Annotated in this window: 20 protein-coding genes; 13 read left to right on the top strand and 7 right to left on the bottom strand. The window is 63.7% G+C overall.

Annotated features, from left to right (window positions below):
• Positions 1-579 carry a MarR family winged helix-turn-helix transcriptional regulator gene (locus L6637_RS26700; RefSeq protein ID WP_237872405.1) on the bottom strand — a complete coding sequence of 193 codons (579 nt, stop codon included), beginning with the start codon at positions 577-579 and terminating at the stop codon, positions 1-3.
• Positions 580-1,090: 511 nt separating this feature from the next.
• On the opposite strand from L6637_RS26700, the gene L6637_RS26695 reads away from it, so the two are divergent.
• Both L6637_RS26695 and L6637_RS26690 read left to right on the top strand, forming a co-directional pair.
• Positions 1,091-2,311, top strand: a complete 1,221-nt coding sequence (locus L6637_RS26695) for an MFS transporter (RefSeq protein ID WP_237872645.1) — start codon at positions 1,091-1,093, stop codon at positions 2,309-2,311.
• A 114-nt stretch (positions 2,312-2,425) separates the two neighbouring features.
• Positions 2,426-3,313 carry a dienelactone hydrolase family protein gene (locus L6637_RS26690; RefSeq protein WP_237872403.1) on the top strand — a complete coding sequence of 296 codons (888 nt, stop codon included), beginning with the start codon at positions 2,426-2,428 and terminating at the stop codon, positions 3,311-3,313.
• Positions 3,314-3,350: 37 nt separating this feature from the next.
• Here L6637_RS26690 and L6637_RS26685 read toward each other — a convergent pair whose 3' ends face one another.
• On the bottom strand, positions 3,351-4,202 hold the full coding sequence (locus L6637_RS26685) for an SDR family oxidoreductase (RefSeq protein ID WP_237872401.1): 852 nt from the start codon (positions 4,200-4,202) through the stop codon (positions 3,351-3,353).
• A gap of 142 nt (positions 4,203-4,344) precedes the next feature.
• On the opposite strand from L6637_RS26685, the gene L6637_RS26680 reads away from it, so the two are divergent.
• The gene (locus L6637_RS26680) at positions 4,345-5,106 is read left to right on the top strand and encodes an HAD family hydrolase (protein ID WP_377803184.1); all 762 of its coding nucleotides are present in this window, start codon (positions 4,345-4,347) and stop codon (positions 5,104-5,106) included.
• 9 nt (positions 5,107-5,115) lie between these two features.
• Here L6637_RS26680 and L6637_RS26675 read toward each other — a convergent pair whose 3' ends face one another.
• Together L6637_RS26675 and L6637_RS26670 are read right to left on the bottom strand one after the other, a co-directional pair.
• On the bottom strand, positions 5,116-5,523 hold the full coding sequence (locus L6637_RS26675; protein WP_128950075.1) for a nuclear transport factor 2 family protein: 408 nt from the start codon (positions 5,521-5,523) through the stop codon (positions 5,116-5,118).
• Between the two features lie 89 nt (positions 5,524-5,612).
• A complete protein-coding gene (locus tag L6637_RS26670; RefSeq protein ID WP_237872397.1) occupies positions 5,613-7,094 on the bottom strand; it encodes a mannitol dehydrogenase family protein in 1,482 nt (493 codons plus the stop codon).
• Between the two features lie 132 nt (positions 7,095-7,226).
• Between L6637_RS26670 and L6637_RS26665 the strand changes: the two genes are divergently transcribed.
• The 3 genes from L6637_RS26665 (at position 7,227) to uxuA (ending at position 10,353) form a co-directional block, all read left to right on the top strand.
• Positions 7,227-8,036, top strand: a complete 810-nt coding sequence (locus L6637_RS26665; RefSeq protein WP_237872395.1) for a FadR/GntR family transcriptional regulator — start codon at positions 7,227-7,229, stop codon at positions 8,034-8,036.
• A 61-nt stretch (positions 8,037-8,097) separates the two neighbouring features.
• A complete protein-coding gene (locus L6637_RS26660) occupies positions 8,098-9,147 on the top strand; it encodes an L-idonate 5-dehydrogenase (protein WP_237872393.1) in 1,050 nt (349 codons plus the stop codon).
• Between the two features lie 15 nt (positions 9,148-9,162).
• Positions 9,163-10,353 (top strand): mannonate dehydratase, encoded by a 1,191-nt coding sequence (gene uxuA, locus L6637_RS26655; RefSeq protein WP_237872391.1) that lies wholly within the window; start codon positions 9,163-9,165, stop codon positions 10,351-10,353.
• Between the two features lie 305 nt (positions 10,354-10,658).
• Here the strand turns inward: uxuA and L6637_RS26650 are convergent, their stop codons facing one another.
• Both L6637_RS26650 and L6637_RS26645 read right to left on the bottom strand, forming a co-directional pair.
• Complete coding sequence (locus tag L6637_RS26650; RefSeq protein ID WP_237872390.1) at positions 10,659-11,543, bottom strand: ABC transporter substrate-binding protein; 885 nt, start codon at positions 11,541-11,543, stop codon at positions 10,659-10,661.
• 322 nt (positions 11,544-11,865) lie between these two features.
• Entirely contained in the window at positions 11,866-12,888 is a 1,023-nt protein-coding gene (locus L6637_RS26645) for an ABC transporter substrate-binding protein (protein ID WP_237872388.1), read from the bottom strand.
• Between the two features lie 1,099 nt (positions 12,889-13,987).
• Between L6637_RS26645 and L6637_RS26640 the strand changes: the two genes are divergently transcribed.
• The gene (locus L6637_RS26640; protein ID WP_237872386.1) at positions 13,988-15,445 is read left to right on the top strand and encodes a M81 family metallopeptidase; all 1,458 of its coding nucleotides are present in this window, start codon (positions 13,988-13,990) and stop codon (positions 15,443-15,445) included.
• Positions 15,446-15,544: 99 nt separating this feature from the next.
• Here L6637_RS26640 and L6637_RS26635 read toward each other — a convergent pair whose 3' ends face one another.
• A complete protein-coding gene (locus tag L6637_RS26635) occupies positions 15,545-16,483 on the bottom strand; it encodes a LysR family transcriptional regulator (RefSeq protein ID WP_237872384.1) in 939 nt (312 codons plus the stop codon).
• Between the two features lie 210 nt (positions 16,484-16,693).
• Between L6637_RS26635 and L6637_RS26630 the strand changes: the two genes are divergently transcribed.
• The 6 genes from L6637_RS26630 (at position 16,694) to L6637_RS26605 (ending at position 22,573) form a co-directional block, all read left to right on the top strand.
• Positions 16,694-17,773: an ABC transporter ATP-binding protein gene (locus L6637_RS26630; protein ID WP_237872381.1), complete on the top strand. Its 1,080-nt coding sequence runs from the start codon at positions 16,694-16,696 to the stop codon at positions 17,771-17,773.
• Positions 17,774-17,803: 30 nt separating this feature from the next.
• Positions 17,804-18,517 carry an HAD family hydrolase gene (locus tag L6637_RS26625; RefSeq protein WP_237872379.1) on the top strand — a complete coding sequence of 238 codons (714 nt, stop codon included), beginning with the start codon at positions 17,804-17,806 and terminating at the stop codon, positions 18,515-18,517.
• A 15-nt stretch (positions 18,518-18,532) separates the two neighbouring features.
• Positions 18,533-19,840, top strand: a complete 1,308-nt coding sequence (locus L6637_RS26620; RefSeq protein WP_237872376.1) for an NAD(P)/FAD-dependent oxidoreductase — start codon at positions 18,533-18,535, stop codon at positions 19,838-19,840.
• A 22-nt stretch (positions 19,841-19,862) separates the two neighbouring features.
• On the top strand, positions 19,863-20,909 hold the full coding sequence (locus tag L6637_RS26615; RefSeq protein ID WP_237862695.1) for an ABC transporter substrate-binding protein: 1,047 nt from the start codon (positions 19,863-19,865) through the stop codon (positions 20,907-20,909).
• A 69-nt stretch (positions 20,910-20,978) separates the two neighbouring features.
• Positions 20,979-21,791: an ABC transporter permease gene (locus L6637_RS26610; protein WP_237872643.1), complete on the top strand. Its 813-nt coding sequence runs from the start codon at positions 20,979-20,981 to the stop codon at positions 21,789-21,791.
• Positions 21,788-22,573 (top strand): ABC transporter permease, encoded by a 786-nt coding sequence (locus tag L6637_RS26605; protein ID WP_237872374.1) that lies wholly within the window; start codon positions 21,788-21,790, stop codon positions 22,571-22,573. The genes L6637_RS26610 and L6637_RS26605 overlap by 4 nt, the downstream gene beginning before the upstream one ends.
• Positions 22,574-22,756 lie beyond the last annotated feature (183 nt).

Genomic DNA, 22,756 nt, shown 5'->3' with positions numbered 1-22,756 from the left:
CTATTGTCGGTGATGCTCGAAGCTGGTGCATAGCAGCTCGATCTCGGCCTCGGCGATCGAGGCACGAAACAGCCGGCAGGTGAACTCGACTGTCGACTTGTTCTCGGAAGCGGTGCGATCCTCCCGCAGGAAGATGCATCGCTTGCAGACGTCGGTATGATGCCTCTGTTCGGCGGCATCCGCCTGATCGAGCACGTGTCGCAACGTGTCGCGAAAGCGGAGCTTGCTGTCGTCATCGAGGACGGCGAAGGCGTCGGCCAAGCCGTTGACCGCATCGCGCGCAAGAAACTTCTTGCCCTGCTGCGTCACGCTCAGCATGACCGAGCGCTTGTCCTTGGACGAGCGTGTTCGCTCCACGTAACCGAGACGTTCGAGCTCGCCGATGATGAACGAGGCGGTGCCGCGCGTCGTACCGATATAGCTTGCCAGCGCCGAAGGCGTCCGTGAGAACCGGTTCGCACGGGAGAGGAAACGCAGCGCCATCCACTCGCGATCGCGCATGCCATGCTTGGTGCCTTCAAACCACAGGATCCGCGCCACCTGTCCCAACAATTCAATCGCTTCGCGAGCCAAATTCATTTCAATGCCAGATCGGATAAAGCTTTATTCAATTGAGCGTTCGAGGGCGCAATCGCTGCAGGTCAGAATGAGCGTTGATTCGCGCGAGACGAATGACATGCCGCGCTTGGTTCTCTCCGTTCTGGAGATGGAACATTCGCGAGTGGAACTAGATCGTCACAAAGAAAGTTCGAGTAAACTGCAAGGCTCGACTGATCTGAAAATTTCAGTCAAATAGCGCGGGCCCGCTGTCTTCGGGCAACATCATGTGTCGCTGCGGCCACGATCGCGCCCGTTTTTTGCATTGAAACGTTTCGAATTGCGCGAAGCTGCACACAATGTGCAACTCGGGACGGGACGGTGCGGGGCGCGAGAACCCCTTTTTTCGGTTAATGGATGTTGCGACGCAATGCGGCTACCCGGTTAAATCGGGCACACAATCGTACCGGGAAATTCACAAGTGTCGTTAGGAACAGAGCAAATCGAACCGTTCAGCGTTAGACGCGCCGCGCTGGCTGCCACTGTCGGCAACATGCTCGAGTTCTACGACTTCATCACGTACAGCTTCTTCGCGATCCAGATTGGCCACACCTTTTTCCCAACCGGCAGCGAGTACGGCAGCCTGATGTTGTCATTGGCGACCTTCGGCGCGGGCTTCTTGACGCGGCCGATCGGCGGCATCGTGCTTGGGATCTATTCCGACCGGGTCGGCCGGCGGCCGGCCATGCTGCTGAGCTTCGCGCTGATGGGGGTTGCGATCCTGACCATCACGTTCACGCCGTCCTACAATTCGATCGGGCTTGCTGCGCCGGTCATCGTGATCGCGGCCCGCTTGGTGCAGGGTTTTGCACTCGGCGGCGAGGTCGGGCCCACCACCGCCTATCTGATCGAGATCGCGCCGCCTGAACATCGGGCGCTGGTGGTGGCATGGCAGCCGGCGAGCCAGGAGATCGCGGCGACGGCAGGCGCCCTGGTCGGTGTGATCCTCAGCAAGACCATGGCACCGGAGATGCTCGACCTCTATGGCTGGCGGGTGGCCTTTCTGATCGGCGCGGTCTGCCTGCCGTTCGGCGTCTGGATGCGTCGGACCTTGCCGGAGACCATCCCGCAGGCGGAAGCCGGAATCGTGGCGAAGGAAAGCACGGGCCAGCTCTCGCTGGCCCGCCGTCACATCGGCCTGATCATGCTGGCGCTGATGGTTCTGGCCAGCGGCACGATCTCGACCTATGTCACGCAATACATGACGACCTATGCGCAGAACACGCTGCATGTCTCGTCGACCCTGGCGTTTGCGGTTTCGCTCGTCAGCAACGGCATTCAGTTCGTGGGCGCGCTGGTTGGCGGCGGGCTGGCTGATCGTCTCGGCCGCAAACCGGTGATGATCTGGCCGCAGCTCGCAGCGCTGCTGCTGACCTATCCGGTCTTCCTTTGGATCGTCCATGTGCCCGGCACATTGTCGCTGCTGGCTGGCTTCGGCCTGCTCTCCGTCATCGGCTCGCTGCCGTTCACGGCCTTCTATGCGACGTTCTCCGAGGCGCTGCCTCAGAACATCCGTGGCGGCGTATTCGCTACCGTCTATGCGGTTGCGATCGCAAGCTTTGGCGGCACGGCGCAACTCGTGGTCACCTGGTTGCTCCATGTCACCGGAGATCCGCTGGCGCCGGCCTGGTACCTGCTGCTCGCGGGGATCGTCGGGCTTGTGGCGATGAGCCTGATGCCCGAGACCGCGCCGGCGAAGACCCGGAGAACCTGACCGGGCGAAAGCTCGCAGGCTGGTGATTTGCGTTTCGGCGGCAATTGTCGGCGAATGCGTCGCCTGAAGGATCAGGGCAAGATACTAGGGCAAGGCATCAGGAAGGATCGACCAATGAGCATTGAAACCACCATGGCGGCCGACGTGGTCGGGTTGACGAAAGTCGCCCCGGTCTCGCGTCGCGGATTCATGAGCGCCACCGCGGCCGTCGCCGCCGGCTACACGCTTGCGGCAGGTCCCGTCCGCGCCGAGGTGATCACGACCGACACCAGCGGCCTCCAGGCCGGCGACGCCAAGATCAAGGTCGGTTCCGAGGAGATGCCGGCCTATTTTGCGCGGCCCACCGGCAACACCAAGGCGCCGGTGATCATCGTCGCGATGGAGATCTTTGGCCTGCACGAATACATCAAGGATGTGACGCGGCGCCTCGCCAAGCTCGGCGCCTTTGCGGTTGCGCCCGACTATTACTTCCGCAAGGGCACGGACCTCACCAAGATCACCGACATCAAAGACTTGCTGCCGGTCGTCAACGCCAAGCCGGACGCCGAGCTGTTGTCCGATCTCGATGCGACGGTGGCCTGGGCGGGATCGCAGGGCGGCGACACTGCCAAGCTCGGCATCATCGGATTCTGCCGCGGTGGCCGCACGGTTTGGGAATATGCCGCCCATAGTGGCACGCTCAAGGCCGGCGTCGCCTTCTACGGTCCGCCGGTCGATGCGCCCAATCCGCTGTGGCCGAAGAGCCCGATGCAGCTTGCGCCCGAGATGAAGGCGCCGGTGCTCGGCCTCTATGGCGGCGCCGACACCGGCATTCCGGTCGCCCAGGTCGAGCAGCTCAAGGCCGCGCTCGCGGAGAACAAGAAGACGGCCGAGTTCAAGATCTATCCGGAAGCGCCGCACGGCTTCCATGCCGACTATCGCGGCAGCTATCGCAAGGAAGCGGCGGAAGATGCCTGGGCGCAGGCGCAAGCCTGGTTCAAGAAATATGGCGTCCTGAGCTGACGCCGAATTCGAAGAGGGCGGCCGATTGGCCGCCCTCTTACTTTCGCAATTCGTCATCGCGCCACAGCGCATCGAGGCCGTGCCGATAGGTCGGATAGGCCAGCGTGACGCCGAGCTGGCGCTTCAGTTTCGCATTGGAGACGCGGGCGCTGCTGGCATAGAAGCTGCGCGCCATTGCCGACATGTCGGCCGTTGCGAACGCTTCTTCGGCCGGCGGTGCAATGCCCATCAGCTGCGCGGCATAGGCGATCACGTCCTGCGGCGGTGCGGGCTCGTCGTCGCAGATGTTCCAGGTGCCGCCATTTCTGTGGTTGATCGCGGCCATGATGGCGCTCGCGATGTCATCGACATGGATGCGGTTGAAGACCTGGCCGGGCTTGATGATGCGCCGGGCGGTGCCGCCATGCAGCGTCACCAGCGCGTTGCGGCCAGGTCCGTAGATGCCGGCAAGCCGTAGGATCGCAACATTGCCGTGCACCGTCTCCGTCCAGGCCTGCTCCGCCGCGACGCGCATCCGCGCGCGATCGAGGGAAGATTGCGGCGGCGTGCTCTCGTCGACCCATCCGCCGGCGTGATCGCCATAGACGCCGATGGTGGAGAGATAGATGACCTTGCGGCAGCCCTCCGCCAGCACATCGCCGAACGCCGCGAGTGCGGGGTCGCCGCTGCTGCCGGGCGGGATGCAGACGAGCAGGATATCGGCCTCGCGGATGAGGTCGACCGTCGCGTCAGCGGGGCGGCTGCCGGCAAAGCCATGCAGCTCGATGCCGACGAGGTCGTCTCGCGTGGCCGGATCGCGCACCGTGCCGGCGACATGCGAGAAGTTGCCGCTGAACCTGCGGATGAAGTGCCGGGCGCTATAGCCGAGGCCGAGGATAAAGAGCCGCATGCGTCTTCCGTGGTCCGAGTTCCGTTCGCGCGAGCCCGCGCGTCCTCGCTCATAAGAGATTTTTGGGTCCGGCAAAAGATATTGCGATTTTACGCGACCGCCGGTGCAGGCGATGCTCATCCGTTCACGGGAGGCGTCGACCATGCAGGCGGAAGCGATCGCTCCAGCGGGCGCAGCAGAACTGATCCGGAACGCGGTCGCGCTGATCTTCGATGTCGACGGGACGCTTGCCGAGACCGAGGAACTGCACCGGCGCGCCTTCAACCACGCCTTCGCCCGTCATGGTCTCGACTGGCACTGGGACCGTGCCGCCTACCGCGATCTGCTGCGGGTGACCGGCGGTAAGGAGCGCATCCGCGCCTTCCACGCCAGGCAACAGGTCGCCTCGCCCTTGTCGGACGCCGATATCGCCGAGCTTCACCGCATCAAGACCGCGCATTACGCCGAGCTGATCGAAACCGGCTGCTGCCCCTTAAGGCCCGGCGTGGCGGAGCTGCTCACGGCTGCAAAGGCGCGTAGGCAGCAGATCGCGATTGCGACGACGACCTCGCACGGCAATATCGATGCGCTGCTGTCGCGTGCGCTGGGGGCGGGCTGGGCTCTTGATTTCGAGGCGATCGTTGCCGGCGATGATGTCAGGCACAAGAAGCCGGCGCCGGATGTCTATCTCGAGGTCCAGGCGCGGCTGAGGCTGGCGCCTTCGGATTGCGTCGCGATCGAGGATTCCGCCAACGGGCTGGTCGCGGCCTCGCGAGCCCACATTCCCGTACTCATCACGCGCAGCATCTACTTCAGGGATGATGATTTCAGCGCGGCGCGGTTCGTGCTGGACGAGCTGTCGGAACTCACCGACGAACACGACACTGAAAAACAACCCCATGCACAGTACATCACGCCGGCGTGAAGGTTGCCGTCAGTGCACCCGGTGGCTTGCTCTATCGTCCTCAGCCTGCTCGACAATCTGTGCGATCGGGCTCGACTGGTGATGCACCATGCGCCAGTCGTCACCGACGCGGCGAAAATGGTTGGCGGCGGCCAGCGCGGTTCCGTCGACGATCTCGATGCAGAGCACGCGGGCGCTGTCGCCGTCGACGATCGCCTGCGGCTCGGCGCAGACGATCTGCGGCCTCTCAGGGTTTTGCAGGATGTCGCGCCAGCTTCCGATCACCGTGGCGTGGCCGACGATCGCGGGCCAGCCAGGATGAATGCAGGAAATGGCATCGTCATCCGCCCACATCCGCTTCATGCCGTCAAAATCGCCCGTCGAAAAGGCGGCGTAGAAAGCCGCGTTCGCGGCGATGACCTTGTTGTCCTTTGCCATATCTCTCGGGTGGGGCAATGGGAGGCAAAAATCAAGCGCGACTTCAGTCCGACTTTGAACGCAGCGCAACATCGCTGCCCACTTTCTGGTCACGCCGAAATCTGCGTCTCCACCGCGCGCCGCGCACCTTCCGCGTAGAGACGTCCGAGCGCTGCGGTCACAGCCTCGCGCAGGCGCGGCTCGCCACCAAGCGGCCCGAACACTTTTGTGACGCCGAGCAACGCGGGTGCAAGCCGTTCCGCGACGGGACCTGCCTCGCGCGCCAGCGCCGCCAGCTCGGCGGCGAGGGGATCGCGCACGTCGATGGTGCGACCCTGCTCGTCGGACGCGGTGACGTAGCGCATCCAGCCGGCCACCGCGAGCGCATGCGTCGCGATCGGCAGGTTTTTGGCGAGACGATCCTGCATCGCCCCGAGCAGGCGCTGAGGCAGTTTTTGCGAACCGTCCATCGCGATCTGCCAGGTGCGGTGATGCAGCGCCGGATTGGCAAAACGCTTGAGCAGTGAGGCGCGATAGGCGGAAAGATCGGTGCCTTCTGGCATCGTCAACGTCACCGCGGCGTCTTCCATCATTTGTGCGGCGAGGCGTGCGAAATGCGGATCCTGCATGGTGTCGGCGATGGTCTCGTACCCGGCGAGGTAACCGAGATAGGCGAGCGCTGAATGGCTGGCATTGAGCAGCCGCAGCTTCATCAGCTCGAACGGCTTGACGTCGCTGACGAGCTCGACGCCCGCTGCGGCGAGATCAGGCCGGCCTGCGGCAAAGCGATCCTCGACCACCCATTGCGTGAACGGCTCGGTCATCACGGGCCAGGCGTCACGCATCCCGAGCGCCGTAGCGACCGCGTCACGATCGGCATTGGTTGTCTCGGGCACGATGCGGTCGACCATGGTGCAGGGGAAGGTGACCGTATCAGCGATCCATTGACTGAGCTCCTTTGAGCGGAGCGCGGCGAATTGCGTCACGATCCGCTGCACGGTTTGGCCGTTGGCGGCGAGATTGTCGCAGCACAGCACGGTGAAGGGTGCAATGCCCAGCACTCGCCGGCGGGCCAGCGCCGCCACGATGAAGCCCGGCGCCGAGCGCGGCGCGTCGAGATTGTTGAGGTCGTGCACGACATCGGCATGGCGCTCGTCGAGATCGCCTGACTGAGGCGTGTGGCAATAGCCCTTTTCGGTCACCGTCAGCGAGACGATGCGAATGGCGGGATCGGCCATCCGCTCGACCAGCGCGACCGGCTTCTCGCGCGCGACGACGCTGTCCAGCAGCGCCCCGACGACGCGATGCGCGGTGCCTTCGGCGGCGCGCACGGCGACCGTGTAGAGATGATCCTGCGGGGCGAGGGCGTCGCGCGTATCGGGGCTGCGCAGGCTCGCGCCGACGATGCCCCAAGAGCTGACCGATGAGTTGCTACCCGCGGCAAGGCAATCGTCGATGACGACGGCCTGATGGGCGCGATGAAACGCGCCCAGACCAAGATGCACGATGCCTGGCGTGATCAGCGAACGGTCATAGGCCGGGCGACGGATGGCCGATGGTAACAGGTCGAGATTGGCGTGGCCAAGCCGCATGGTCATCTCCCCTCTGTTTGGCCGCTGCTTGACATGGCGGCCGTATCAGGTCAATTGGTAAGGCCAATTATCCAACAACGGCGGGCGGCCGGGCAACAAGCCTTCCCGGCGAGCCCCTTCGGGGAGGCCAGCGTGCCGCTGGAAGCTGTGGAGGCGAGACGGCTTTACCGCCAGGTCGCCGATCAATTGCGAAGCCTGATCGACAGCGGCGAGTACGCGGTCGGCAGCCGCTTGCCGACCGAGCGCGATCTCGCCGAGCAGCTCAAGATCTCGCGGCCGACAGTGCGCGAGGCCCTGATTGCCCTTGAAGTGGAGGGGCGCGTTCGCATTCGCGTCGGCTCCGGCATCTATGTGACCGAGCCCGTCGACGCCGCGCCGGTGCCCTCGGCCGTCCTCGAGGGGCCGTTCGAGCTGCTGCGCGCCCGCGAATTCCTCGAAAGCGCCATCGCCGAGCAGGCCGCCCGCGTGGCGACCAGCGACGATGTCGCCCGCATCGACGCGGCCCTTGTCGCAATGGCTGACGTCGAGCATCCCAGCGAAGCCTCGATGGTCCACGACCGCGCCTTCCATGTCGCGATCGCCGAATGCCTCGGCAACGCCGTGCTGGTGCGCGTGGTCGGCGAGATGTTCGACCAGCGGCTCAATCCCTACTTCACGCAGCTTGCGCATTATTTCGAAAACCCCGGCACCTGGCTCGCGGCGCTGAGCGAGCATCGCGCCGTGCGCGACGCCATCGCGGCGCGCCGGCCAATGTCGGCTCACGACGCCATGCGCGATCATCTCGCGCATTCGCAGGAGCGCTTTGCGCAGAGCTTTGGTGCCGAGGCATCAGCAGGAACGCCATCGGCGCGGAAGCGGGCGGCGCGATCCGAAGGTCAGCCGGCGAAGCCAAAACGACCGTCTGGCGTGCAGCCCAAGAGCGGCAGCGCGCGGCGACGATGAGATGGCTCGTCTCATTTTCGGGGCGGGTGAACGAAGCTGCAGACACGATGGGATTTGACTGATGACCTCGACCTCACTCGCTGCAACCCTGTTCGGCCCCGAAGATCTGCGCATGATCGAGCATCCGCTCGACAAGCTCGCCGACGGCATGGTGCGCATCCGCTTCGGTGCCGGCGGCATCTGCGGTTCGGACATGCATTACTTCCGCCACGCCCGGACCGGCGATTTTGTGGTGAAGTCGCCGCTGGTGCTCGGTCACGAGATCTCGGGCGAGGTCGTCGAGATCGCGGGCTCGGCCGCGAACCTGAAGGTCGGCGACCGCGTTGCCGTCAATCCGTCGCGCTGGTGCGGCCATTGCGTCGCCTGCCGCGAGGGCCGGCAGAATCTGTGCGAGAATATCTACTTCATGGGCTCGGCTTCGAAGACGCCGCACATGCAGGGCGGCTTTGCCAACTATTTCGACGCGGTCCCCGCGCAGTGCGTGAAGATTCCCGATCACGTTTCCTATCAGGCTGCAGCTCTCGCCGAGCCGCTTGCGGTCTGCCTGCACGCCGTCGCGCGCGCCGGCAACATCCAGGGCAAGCGCGGGATCATCTTTGGGGCCGGCCCGATCGGGCTTCTGACCATGCTGGCCGCCCGCCGCGCCGGCATGACCGACGTCACGGTGGCCGACATCGCGCCGGCGCCGCTGGCCTTTGCGACCAGGCTCGGTGCGTCCCATGTCGAGAACGTCTCAGGCGGCGAAGAGGGCCTGAAGGCACAGGCCGCGTCACGTCCGTATGACGTTGCCTTCGAAGTCTCCGGCACCGCCGCGGGCCTTGCCAGTGCCATCGGCATCGTCAGGCGCGGTGGCGTCGTGGTGCAGATCGGCAATCTGCCAGGCGGCCAGATTCCGACGCCGTCGAATGCGGTGATGGCCAAGGAGATCGACCTGCGCGGCTCGTTCCGCTTCGGGCTCGAATTCATGACCGCGGTGGAACTGATCGGCACGGGCAGCGTCGACGTGCTGGCGCTGGTCACCGCCGAGCGACCGCTCTCGACCGCGCCCGATGCCCTGCGGCTGGCGCTCGACCGCTCGCAGAGCGTCAAGGTCGTGTTGACAGCGAACTAATCCGGGAGAATTTCGATGATGCTCGAGGGATGGCGCTGGTACGGTCCCAACGATCCCGTATCCCTGGACGATGTCAGGCAGGCTGGCGCGAGCGACATCGTTTCGGCACTGCATCAGGTGCCGATCGGCGAGGCCTGGACGCGCAAGGCGGTCGAGGAGCGCAAGAACTTCATCGAGAACGGCCAGCCCGACCGCTCGCAATTGACGTGGTCGGTGGTCGAATCCATTCCAATTCCTGACGACGTCAAGCGGCTCGGGGCTAAGGCGACCAAATCCATCGACGCCTGGATCGCGAGCCTGGAGGCGGTGGCCGCCTGCGGCATCAAGATCATCTGCTACAATTTCATGCCCGTGGTCGACTGGTGCCGCACCGATCTCGAATGGGAGCTGCCGAATGGTGCCCGCGCCCTGCGCTTTGATCAGGACCGGTTTGCGGCGTTCGAGCTGCATATCCTGAAGCGCCCGGCGGCGCCGCAGGAATATTCACCTGCGCAGCAGGCGCGCGCAAAAGCGCTGTTCGACAAGATGAGCCAGGCCGATATCGACTATCTCATCATGGTCATTGCCAGCGCGCTGCCCGGCTCGACCACCGAGCCGCTGACCATTCCGCAATTCCGCGACAAGCTGGATGCCTATCGCGACATCACGCCAAAGATCCTGCGGCAGCATCTCGCCGAATTCCTCACCCGCGTCGCGCCGGTCGCCGAGCAACTCGGCGTCTCGCTGACGCTGCACCCGGACGATCCGCCGCGACCACTGTTCGGCCTGCCCCGGATCGCCTCGACTGCCGAGGATTATCAGGCGCTGTTCGACGCCGTTCCGTCCAGGGCCAATGGCATCTGTCTGTGCACGGGATCGCTCGGCGTGCGCGCGGAGAACAACCTGCCTGAGATGGCCGAACGCTTCGGCCCGCGCATCGCCTTTGCCCATCTGCGTGCGACCCGGCGCGAGGCGGATGGGCTGTCGTTCCACGAGTCCGATCATCTCGATGGCGACGTCGATATGATTGCGGTGCTGAAGGCCCTCCTGAAGGAGAACGCGCGGCGCCCAGCCGATCAGAGGATCGTGTTTCGCCCCGACCACGGCCACCGCATGCTGGACGATCTCGTTGCGACCAAACGCACCAATCCCGGCTACACCGCAATCGGCCGCCTTCGCGGTCTTGCTGAGCTGCGCGGCGCGATCAGGGCGATCGGGCATCGGTGAACTTCGCCTCTCCCCGCGTGTGGGGAGAGGAATGCGCGCTGAAAGCGCGGATTCCGGGTGAGGGGGACTCTCCGCGAGTCCATCTCTCACCATGATTGCGGAAGCAGCCCCTCACCCCAACCCTCTCAGGGCGAGCGGAGCTCGTCCCGGCCCCGTAAGAACGGGGAGAGGAAGAATGTAGGCCGCGGACCCATAAACGCGGCGGCTTGATGCGACGAAAGCAGCGTCCGCTTTGCCCCCTATAGCGACAAGTTCGTGCGGTAGCGCAATATGTTGCGATGGGCCAGAAGCGGACCTTCACCTGCTCAATCGATGACGTGGTCGGCGCTTGCAACAAGCGCAGGAGGCACCGTTATTCCCAACTGTTTCGCTGCCTTGAGATTGATGGACAACTCGAACTTGGAAGTCTGGTAGAAAGGGATATCTCCCGGCTTTGTCCCTTTGAGTATCGCATCGATGTTGTTTGCCGCGCGCTTGTACAGTTCGATCAAGTCGAAGGAATAAGCCATCAACCCGCCAGCCTCAACGGGCTCAAAAAACGTAAACATCGAAGGAAGCCTGAATTCGCCGACCAATCTTGCAATGAGCGTGCTGTTTCGCAAAACGTCGGCCGAGTCGACCACCATGATTGCATTTGCGCCATCGTGGGCGGCGCTCTCGATTGCCGAGCGGTAGTCTGCTTCACTCGCGCCAAATGCGACCAAAGACACAACGAGAGGCACGCCCATCTTCTCGGCTGCCGCGCGGATTGCGGGGCCTGCGATGGCACGGGGACCTTCCCATTGAAAGCGAAGAGCAAGACAGCTCAGTTTCGAGATGGCGGGAAACATCTCGCGCAATAATGCTATCCGCTTCTCATGGATGGACGGTCCGGTGTCGATGCTGACGCCCGTGAAATTACTCCCCGGGTGGGCTAGACTCTGCGCAATCTCCAACGCGACCGGGTCAGCGGTCAACGCTACCACCGGAATACGCGATGTTGCCAGTTTGAAGCTGACCGCACCCGGACCGACCGTGTAGATGACATCGGGATGTCTTTGAACAATTGCCGTCACCAGAACGTCGAGGCCGGACGTGTTCTGATCTCTCCCGTAACCCTCGACCGTGAGGTTTTGTCCCTCGACCCACCCCAGCCGCCGAAGCTCTTCGAACAAGACCCTATAATACCGGTTCTCGCTATGCTCATGCATGAGCGTGCTCGACTCTGACGGGCTGAAGATTGCCAGAAGCTTGCTATTGCTTTGCTGTCCTCGAGCCACAAGTGGCCATGCCAGCCCGCCCCCAAGTGTCGCGATGAACTCACGTCGCCGCATTAGATCACCTCGAAGTCAGAAGTCACTGTCTAGCGTATCACGTCGCACTGGTTCGAGCGCCGGAAACGTCGTTACCGATCGACGATGCATGTCCAAGAGGATCAAAGCGTCGGTCTAGGTCTCGGCTGTAAACTTCCGGACTCCCCTATCGCGGCACCGCGTCAACGGTAGCGATGGCCAGACTCGGACATAAGTGACGCTACTCAATCACCTCGTCGGAGCGGGCAAGAAGCCCTGCCGGTACGGTAACGCCGAGAGCCTTCGCCGTGTTAAGATTGGCTGCCAACCATAATTTGGTTGGAAATTCGATGGGCAGGTCACCGCATCGAACACCCCTGAGGATTTTGTCTACAAAATAGCCGAGGCGACGATAACACCAGCGCAAATCGACTCCGTAGCTGACGAGGCCGCCGTGAATAACGTGCTCGCGATATCCGAAGACGGTCGGTAGCCGCTTTTCAAGGGCAATGGCCCCGATCTGCTCGCACCTGACAAGGAGCAGATTAGTCTGAAGGACAACGACGACATCGACCTTTTCGTTCGCCAACGCAGCGAGCGCCCCCGGAATGTCGTTCGGCGTATTGGCTTCGGCTTCGACGACGCTGAAGCCTAAAGATTGGCAGGCCGCCCTCAAGTCCCCGACTTGAGGCGGGCCCTTGGGATCGTTCATGTTGGTAAGCAGTCCAACGCACCGTGCCGTTGGCGCGATTTCTCGTGCGAGTTCAATTTGCTTGGTTGGCAATCCGGCGATGTAGGGCTCAATGCCCGTTACGTTTCCTCCTGGGCGAGCATCGCTGGCAATCAAGCCGAGATAAGCCGCGTCCGCGAGCGCGCCACAGACAATCGGTATCGTCGACGTCGCCTTTCGGGCTTCGACGGCTTGCAATGTCGCCGGCGCGGCGATGATATCGGGTTTGACCAGAGCCACCATCTCTTCCATGGTTGCTACTCGGTCAGTAAACATGTCAAATCGCTTTATGACATCAACGTTTCGACCTTGCTCGTAGCCGAACTCCGAGAGCCCCTTAACAAAATTGCCAAACGTCAAGTCCAATATGAGTTGAGGTACGTTTGCGCCTGCGGGCGTACCTGCAGGCGGAGCGCCCGCCCACGCAATGAGCGGACGTTTTGGCACAGACTGCGCGCTTGAGCCGCGACCAAACATTGTTGATGCGGCTGCGCCAATAAGGCCGAAACGCCCGATGAACTCCCGCCGTCGCATGTCCGCTCCCAAGCTCAGGTGATGGCATCGTAGCGGTTTAGTCCGGCACATTGATAGTCATTAAAGCTATTGCCGCAGTGCACAGCCAGGTTCTCAGTTGGGTCATGAGCGACGTTTTGGCTCGGTTTACGTTAGGCCCGGTCTACCCCTGACAGCCGACACATCCTCAGCCGTGGGCTGCGGCAGCGATAAGCAAACAGCGGGCATGCAGAACTGATTGTCTCGTCCAGCCCGGCACCGCGCAAGGATGAGGGCTCTTCGCTTAGGATCGGCCCGATATGTAAGAGTTTGCAATGCGAGAAATTTCGTCGCACTCAGCATCTAAGATGCTCGTGTCCAAACAAATGGCTGGCCCCGAAATACTGTAGCGGGTCACCCACCCGAAGAGCCTACCGGCCGGCCGCATAAGAATCGTTTGCCTGAATTTGGGCTCTATCACAAGCTCGATTCCGGTTGCGCTCCTTGATCTGCTGGGAATGTACGGCGACACCGACTGGATCACGTTCCAGGGTATGGCTGTGGACGTTAGTCGCTCGTCCCTGAACCCCGTCTCGTCGATCGAAACGACGACTTGGCCCCTCGCGGTTAGCAACAGATAAGAAAACGCAAGGGCTGCACATGCCATCGCTGCAGCCACAATGTAGCTGGTCACGGTGAACCAGTTTTGGCTCCTCATCTGGGCGGCAACAAACCAAAGCATCACTGCAAGGCCGCCGCAGAAGCCCACGCGACTCAGCAACGCAAGAACCGAATAGTGAGCGTTGAGTCTTAGGTTGACCATCTCAGGTCCTCTGTGGCGCACCAGCGAAAAGGGACTGCCTGTCCAACCTCGAACCTACCTTTCCCCTGCGCAGCGTAGCAATCCAGAATCTCTCCGCGGAACGACTCTGGATTGCTTCCGCCTTCGCCAAGGCTTCGGCGGACAAGTCGCTGCGCTCGCAATGACGTCGAGAGAGCGGTCCCCCTACACCGCAATCGGCCGCCTGCGCGGCCTTGCTGAGTTGCGCGGCGCGATCCGGGCGATCATGCATTAAAGACGGTTGCGCCGGGCCGCCATAGCGGGCGTTATTGCGCTTCTCAATGTGAGAAGTGAAATCCCATGCGCGTCTTTTCCGCCGCCCTTGCCACCGAGACGAACACCTTTGCGCCGATGCCGACGGGCGTGTCGGCGTTTCACGAGCGCGCCTATTATCCGGCGGGGAAGCATCCCGATGCGATGCAGATGCATGGCGGCCCGCTCTGGGCCGCGCGGGAGGTCGGGCCGTCGCGCGGCTGGACGCTGATCGAGGGTCTGGTGGCGGCAGCCGTGCCGAACGGCATCGTGACGCGCGCAGCCTATGAAAGTCTCCGCGACCAGCTCCTCGGGGATCTCAAGGCGGCGCTTCCCGTCGACATGGTTCTGCTCGGCATGCACGGCGCCATGGTCGCCGACGGCTATGACGATTGCGAAGGGGACCTCCTGGCGCGCGTCCGGCAGATCGTGGGACCGGATACGGTCGTTGGCGGCACGCTCGATCCGCACACCCATCTCAGCGACGCGATGGTCGGGAATGCCGACCTCCTGATCTGCTGGAAGGAGTATCCGCACACGGACATCCTGGAGCGGGCGCGGGAGCTCGTCGAATTCTGCGCGGCGCTGGCCGAGAAGCGCCTCGAGCTGCGCGTCGCTGTTATCGACACCGGGATGATCGCGTCGCTGCACACCACGCGTGAGCCGGGCAAGAGTTTTGTGAACCGCGTGCGCGCACTCGAGGGCAGGGACGGCATCGTCTCCATCTCCCCCGTGCACGGCTTTGCATCGGGCGACGTGCCTGACATGGGCACCAAGGTGCTGGTCTACAGCGATGCCTCGGTCGATCCGGACGGCGCACGGGGACAAGACGTGGCGCAGCGCCTGGCACGCGAGCTGTGCGACCTGCGCGAGGCGCTGAACGAGCGGCCGACCGGGATCGATGCTGCGATCGACGCCGCGCTCGCCTCGAACGGCACGGTGGTGCTCGGCGATGGCAGCGACAATCCGGGCGGCGGCGCACCCGGCGATTCGACCTATATCCTGCGGCGGCTCATCGATCGCAACGTCGCGAGCGCTTGTCTCGGGCCGCTGTGGGATCCGGGCGCGGTCCGGATCGCCTTCGATGCCGGCGTCGGTGCGCGCCTGGCCTTGCGCATCGGCGGCAAGATCGGGCCATTGTCGGGCGATCCTGTCGACGCCGTCTGGGAGATCCGCGCGCTCAAGCCGGACATGGTCATGACGGGACTTGCGGGAACGCCGGCGAAGCTCGGCGACTGCGCGCTGATCGCCTCTGACGGCGTCGAGGTCGTGCTCTCGACCTACCGCTGCCAGGCCTTCGGCGTCGACCTCTTCACCCAGCTCGGGCTCGATCCCGCGCAGCGCAAGATCGTCGTCGTCAAGTCATCGCAGCATTTCCGCGCGTCCTTCGAGCCGATTGCCACGCGCGTCATCATGGTCGACGCGCCCGGCGTCGTGGCCCGCGACATCACTTCGCTGCCATACCGCAAGATCCGGCGCCCGAAATGGCCGCTGGATGCGAGCTGAAGGACGGCGCCGAGAGTACCCGGCGGGCCATCCTAATCTCATCGCGCTTCAGGCGAGAAAGTCGCTGCGGTCCGCGAGCGGACCACCAGCCGGTTGCTCTCAATAGCACGCCGCCATCGCGCCGAGCTCGGGATAGAGCTTGTCGATCGCCGCGATCTCGCTGCGCATCTGTTCGATGATCCAGTCGCGGATCTCGGCGGCGATGGGGCGCATCGGGCGGTTGCGCGGCGGCAGGAATTCGCAGATGCGGCGCGTGGTGGTGAGCCTGTCGGAGGCCGGCACCAGCGCGCCGGTCAAAAGCCAGTGCGAGGCGACCGTGAGCCAGCCGAGCGCGATGCCCTGGCCGAGCAGGGCGGCCTGCACCACGACGGCATAATCGGTGAAGCTCAGCCCCTTGGCCGCGCCGCGGCGTCCGGTGAGCAGCGATGCGTAATCCGCGGCCCAGTCGCCCGGCGTCTCGGCGAGGCGAATGATGGTGTTGCCTTCGGCGGGATCGGTCTCGCCGAGATAGGCAGGGCTGCACATCGGCAGCATCACCTCCTTCATCACCAGCATGCCGCCTGAGGACGGCTCGTCGCGATCGCGAAAGCGCATGCCGAGATCGACATTCTCGACCGCGCCGCGCAGCGCGCCGGAGATGAGCTGGAAGCGCAGATCGACTTGCGGAAACTGCTTCTGCAGCTTGTCGATGCGCGGCATCAGCCAATGCGTTGTGAAGGCGGAGGAGACCGATAGCGTCACCGTCTCGGTGCCCTTGCGGCGCCGCTCGATCTCGGTGAGCCCGGTCTCGATGCTGCGAAAGCCTTCGAGCACGCGGCGATAGAGTAATTCGCCTTCCTCGGTGAGCACCGCGCGGCCCGCTTTGCGGTCGAACAGGCGGACCCCGAGATGCTCCTCGAATTGCCCGAGCATGCGGCTCACCGCCGGCTGCGTCACGTTCAATTCGGCGGCGGCAGCCGTGAAGCTGCCATTGCGCGCCGCCGCGTCGAAGACGAACAGGGCGTTGCTGGAGGGCAGCATGCGGCGGAGCTCAGGCATAACGTCATGTTATGAGGCGCGTGAGAATTTGGCAATTGCCGGATTTTAGCAAGTCTGGTGTCATTGACCTGACAGCCTAAACACAGGGCCTGTGAGAGCAGATTTGGTGCGGTGCACGCCGCGCCTCCGAATGCTCCAAAACCCTGTCTATAAAGCAGGCTTATGGCGTGCAGTGAGGCACGCCATTGCGGGATTGCGCGAGGTCGATCGTTGGACAAACGAGCGGAAAGCGTCGAGATCAGGTCGGCCAGCAAGGCCTATGGTGCCGTTCGCGCCCTCGACGATGTGTCCCTCAATGTCGGCGCCGGCGAGTTCGTCTCGCTGCTCGGTCCCTCCGGTTCCGGCAAGACCACGCTGCTTGGAATCTTGGGCGGCTTCATCCTGCCGACCTCGGGCACGATTCTCTTCGGTGGCCGCGACGTCACCTACATGGCGCCGCACAAGCGCGACATCGGCGTGGTGTTCCAGAACTACGCGCTGTTCCCGCATATGAGCGTCGGCGAGAACGTCGCCTTCCCCCTGCGCGCACGCCGCCTGCCGAAAGCGAGCTGGCCTGACAAGGTGCGCGCGGCGCTCAGCATGGTCGGCCTTGCCGGCTACGAGGAACGCGGCATCGCGCAGCTCTCCGGCGGCCAGCGCCAGCGCGTGGCCCTGGCGCGCGCCATGATCTTCGAGCCGCGCCTGATCCTGATGGACGAGCCGCTCTCGGCGCTCGACAAGCAGCTGCGCGAGACCATGCAGATCGAGCTGCGCACGCTGCACAAGCGCATCGGCGCGACCATCATATACGTCACCCATGACCAGCGCGAGGCGCTGACCATGAGCGACCGCGTCGCCGTGATGAAGGACGGAAGGCTGATCCAGATCGACGAGCCGGCGCGCCTGCACGACCACCCCGCCGATTCCTTCGTCGCCAGTTTCATCGGCGAAGCGACGATGCTGCCGGTACGCCGCGTCGACGCCACAAGCGTCGCGCTCGGCAACGCGCTGCTGCGCAGTGCCCGCGCCATTCCCAATGGCGACGCACTGATGCTCGCCGTACACAGCGAAAAGCTGCTGATCGACGACGGCGCACAGGATGCCGCCTGCAACCGGCTGACCGGAACGGTCACCGACATCGTCTATCAGGGCGAGAGCCTGCGCATCTTCCTGGCGCTCGCCGACGGGATCGCGCTCAGCCTGCGCCAGCCCAGCTATCACCAGGCCTATGGCCGCATTCCGCCGCTCGGCGGCAGCCTCACCGTCACTCTCCACCCCGAGGACACCATCGTCGTGCCCCGGGTGGACTGAAGCCTTGTTGCAACCTGAGAGAAGAAGCACATGTCGACCCAAGCCGCGTTCAGCAATTTCAAGGTTCTCACCTTCGACGTCGTCGGCACCTTGATCGATTTCGAGACCGGCGTGCTCAACGCGGTGCGCAAGATCTCGGGCAAGACCCCCGCCGAGCTTGGCGACGAGCAGATCTTCGAGCCATACAAGCGCGGCCGCGACAAGCATTACGAGCGCTCCAGCGAAGTCATGTTCCACGTCTATCGCCATCTCGCCACCGAGCTCGGGCTGCCGGCGGATGATGCGTCCTGCGAAATGTTCCAGCTCTCGGTGCTGCGCTGGGGGCCGTTCTCGGATTCGGTCGAGGCGCTGAAGCGCCTGCGCACGAAATTCCGCCTGGTGGCGATGACCAATGCCGACCGCGTTGCGCTGTCAGCTTACGCGCATGCGCTCGGCAATCCCTTCGACGACACCGTCTGCGCCGACGACACCGGCGTGGCAAAGCCGAACCCGGAATTCTTCGCCTATAACAAGGGACGGCAGTCGGCTTTCGGCTACAAGCAGTCCGACATCCTGCACGTGGCGCAGAGCCAGTACCACGACATCGGGATCGCGCGGAAACTCGGCTACAAGGTGTGCTGGATCGAGCGCCGCCAGGGCATCGCTGGTTTCGGCGGTACGCCCGCGGTCGAAACGCTGACCAAGCCGGACTTCCACTTTCCGACGTTGAAGGCGTTGGCTGACGCCGCTATCGGGCCGGCGTAAGAGATGAGTGCCGGCATGACAGGGGACTGGCGCACATTGCCATCGGCCAACTCGTTGTGGGAAGCCACAGCGGAGCCGGCGCGCGCCTTTCCGGTGCTGTCCGGCGAGCACAAGGCGGATGTGGTGATCATCGGCGCGGGCTATACGGGCCTCTCCGCCGCGCACCACATCGCCAAGAGCGGGCTCGCGCCTGTTGTGCTTGAGGCCGTCAGGCCGGGCTGGGGCGCGAGTGGCCGCAACGGCGGTGTGATCACCGCAAAGTTTCGCCTGTCGTTCCGCGAGATCGACGCCGCGCATGGCCGCGCCATGGCCAGGCGCATGTACGAGATCGCGCATGAATCGACCGACATGGTCGAAGAGCTGGTCTCTGAATACGGCATTGCCAGTGCCAACCTGACCCGCACCGGCCAGGTCAAGGCCGCGCATAACGAGACGACGCTGAAGGCTGCGATCGACGAAGCCATCTGGATGACGAGCGAGATGGGCTCGGCCGAGGTCCGTATCCTCGACAAGCACGGCGTGCGCGAGGAGACCGGCTCCGACATCTTCGTGGGCGGCGTGCTCAATCCCGGCTCGGGCGGCATCCATCCGCTGAATTACCTGCGCGGTCTCGCCGACGGCGTGGGGCGCCGCGGCGTTCCCATCTTCCAGGAATCGCCGGTGATCAGGCTCAGGCGCGATGGCGACGGCATCGTTGCCGAAACGCCACAAGGCGCGGTGCGCGCCAAACAGGCGATCATCGCCACCAACAGCTATTCCGATCTGACCAATGCGACTGCGCGTCTCCAGCGCACGCTGATCCCGTTCCGCAGCGCCCTCATTGCGACCGAGCAGTTGCCGCGCAATCTCGCGGGGCAACTGATGCCGACGGGACGCACCTACACTGAGACCAAGCGCATGATGCGCTGGTTCCGCATGGTCGACAATCGCGTCATCTTTGGCGGCCGTGGCGCCTTCGGCAAGCAGGACTCGCAAGCCGCCTTCGACGCGCTGCGCGGGGCGATGGTCGGCATCTTCCCTGATTTGGCCGACGTTCCGCTCGAATACAAATGGTCGGGCCTCGTCGCGATGACGCTGGACTCGGTGCCGCATATCGGCCGGATCGACGATCGCACGCTGGTCTCGATGGGCTACAACGGTGCGGGCGTTGCGATGTCGAGCCTGATGGGCCGCTATCTCGCCGCCTTCGCACGCGGCGAGACGCCCGACGTCGGACTGCTCGACGTCAGCCGCATGAAGGCCATTCCGTTCTATCCGCTGCGCGAGCCCGCCGTGCGCATGGTCGCCGGCTGGTACCAATTTCTCGATGCGATCGGTCGGTGAGATCACTTTGAAGGAGGCGAGGATGATGACGAAGCAGAGTTTTGGATTTGGGTGTGCGTTGTTGAGCGCAATCGGATTGGTCACTTCGGCAAGCGCGGCCGAGCAGATCACCTTCGTCTCGCAAGGCGGCGCCTATCAAGAGGCGCAGACGGTGGCGATCCTCGATCCCTCTGCCAAGAAGCTCGGCATCACCATCAACCAGGATTCCATTCCCGACGCCTGGCCCGCGATCAAGACCCAGGTCGGCAGCGGCAAGCCGATCTGGGACGTCGTCGATACTCCGACCGGCAACTGCCTGCGTGGCGGCGAGCAGGGGCTGATCGAGAAGCTCGACTTCTCGAAGATTCCAAACGGCGGGGCGATGCCGGAGTCTTATCGCAGTCCCTATTCGGTCTCCTATGAGTTCTATTCCAGCGTACTGTCCTACAGCCAAAAGACGTTTCCGAAGGACGCGCCGAACAGTTGGGCCGATTTCTGGGACGTGAAGAAATTCCCGGGCCGCCGTGCACTGCGCAACCATCCCTTCGCGACGCTGGAGGCGGCGCTGATGGCCGACGGTGTTGCGCCCGACAAGCTCTATCCGCTCGATGTCGACCGCGCCTTCAAGAAGCTGGAGGAAATCAAGCCTGCCATCACGGTGTGGTGGACCTCTGGCGCGCAGTCGGCGCAGCTGCTCAATGACGGCGAGGTCGACATGGAGATGGCCTGGAATGGCCGCGTCAGCGCCGTCGCCAAGGAAGGCGCCAAGGTCGCCTTCACCTACAACCAGGGCATTTTGCAGAGCACCTCGCTCTGCATCCTCAAGGGCGCGCCGAACCTCGACACTGCCGTCAAGTTCCTCAACGAGGCCGTCGATCCCGTACACCAGGCCAATCTGCCGCTGCAAATCGATTATGGTCCGGGCAATCCCAAGGCGTTCGAGACCAACGTGATCAAGCCCGAGCGCGCCGCGCAATTGCCGAGCGAACCGGCCAATGCGGCGAAGCAGGCGTTGATGTCCTACGCCTGGTGGTCCTCGCCCGCGGGTGAAGCTGCCGAGAAGCGCTGGGCGTCGTTCATGCAGAAGTAGGCGAGGTCAGCCTTGGCGACTTCCGTGCCAGATCCATCGCAAAAGCATCAGCGCCGCGAACACGGCCTGATGCTCGCGCTGGTGTCGCCCGCGCTGCTGGTGATCCTGGCTCTGATCGTGCTGCCGGTCGGCTGGCTGGCCTGGCAGTCGATCTACCATGATGGTTTTACCCTGGAGAATTATCGCCGCGTCTTCACCGAGGACATCTACTGGCGCAGCTTCGCGCTGACCTTCGAGATCAGCCTCGCAGTGACGGTGATCGCACTGCTGCTGGGCTATCCCGTAGCCTATCTGGCCAATTCGGTGCCGAAGGGCTGGAGCATCCTGATCCTGTCGCTGGTGGTGCTGCCGTTCTGGACCTCAGTGCTGGTGCGGGCCTATGCGTGGCTGGCGCTGCTCCAGCGCACCGGCGTGATCAACCAATTCCTGCGCTATCTCGACGTGATCTCCGAGCCGCTGGCGCTGGTCCACAACACGTTCGGCACGGTGGTCGCAACCGTGCACATCCTGCTGCCATTCATGGTGCTGCCGCTCTACGCCACCATGCAGAAGATCCCGGGCGATCTCATGCAGGCTGGCGCCAGCCTGGGCGCGAGTCCGTCGCTGACATTCTTCCGCGTGTTCCTGCCACTGTCGCTGCCCGGCGTGCTCGCCGGCTGCACCATGGTGTTCGTGCTCTGCCTCGGCTTCTACATCACGCCGGAATTGCTGGGCGGCGGCCGCACCGTGATGGTGTCGATGCTGGTGAGCCGCAATGTCGAGCTCTACAACCAGTTCGGGGCGGCGAGCGCGGTTGCGGTGGTTCTGCTCCTCGGCGTGCTCGCGATCTTCTTCGTCGTCAGCCGGTTCATCTCGCTCGATCGCGTGTTGGGGCAGAAATGACACGCATCTCGCCCGCTCGGATTGCCCTCTATGTGATCAGCGCGCTGGTGCTGCTCTATCTGATCCTGCCTGTGCTGATCATCGCGCCGATCTCGTTCTCCAGCGCGCGCTTCCTGACCTTCCCGCCGCCGTCGTTCTCGACGCGCTGGTACCAGCAGTATTTCTCGAATCCCGCCTGGATGCAGGCGACGCGCGTGACGCTGACGGTGGCGCTGTTCACCGTGGTGATCGCAACGCCGTGCGGTGTCGCCGCTGCCTACGCCATCAGCCAGTCGAAATTGCGCATCACGCGGATCATCCACATGGCATTGCTGCTGCCGCTGGTGGTGCCTGTTATCATCACCGCGATCGGCATCTTCTTCGTCTATGCCAAGGTCGGCCTGGTCGCGACCATGCCCGGCCTCGTGCTGGCCAACGTGATGCTGGGCTTGCCTTACGTCGTCATCTCGGTGCTCGCGGGTATGCAAAGCTTCGATCCCGCGCAGGAGATGGTGGCGCGCAGCCTCGGCATGAACCGGCTGCGCAGCTTCTTCGCGGTGACGCTGCCGCAGATCAAGTCCAGCGTGGTTGCGGGGGGCATCTTCGCCTTCATCTCGGCGATGGATGAGACCATCGTCGCTCTGTTCATCTCCGGTGGCCAATACCAGCCGCTGACCAAGCGCATGTTCACCGCGCTCCGCGACGAGATCGATCCCACGATCGCGGCGATCTCGACACTGATGACGGCGGTGTCGTTCCTGCTGGTGCTCGCGGCGAGTGCGCGGCAGAAGAGGAGCGGGTGAGGGCTCCATTCTCGGTGTCATCGCCCGCGAAGGCGGGCGATCCAGTATTCCAGAGACAGTTGTAGTCGAACCGAGCGGCCGCGGCGTACTGGATGCCCCGGTCAAGTGTTTAGTCCGGAGACATGGCTGACACCTGTTCGGACACATCACTGACAGGTTGGCCATTGGTCAAGTCGATTGATG

The organism is Bradyrhizobium zhengyangense, from assembly GCF_022012435.1.
Lineage (GTDB): Bacteria > Pseudomonadota > Alphaproteobacteria > Rhizobiales > Xanthobacteraceae > Bradyrhizobium > Bradyrhizobium zhengyangense.
This window is presented reverse-complemented; position numbering and strand designations above follow the sequence as displayed.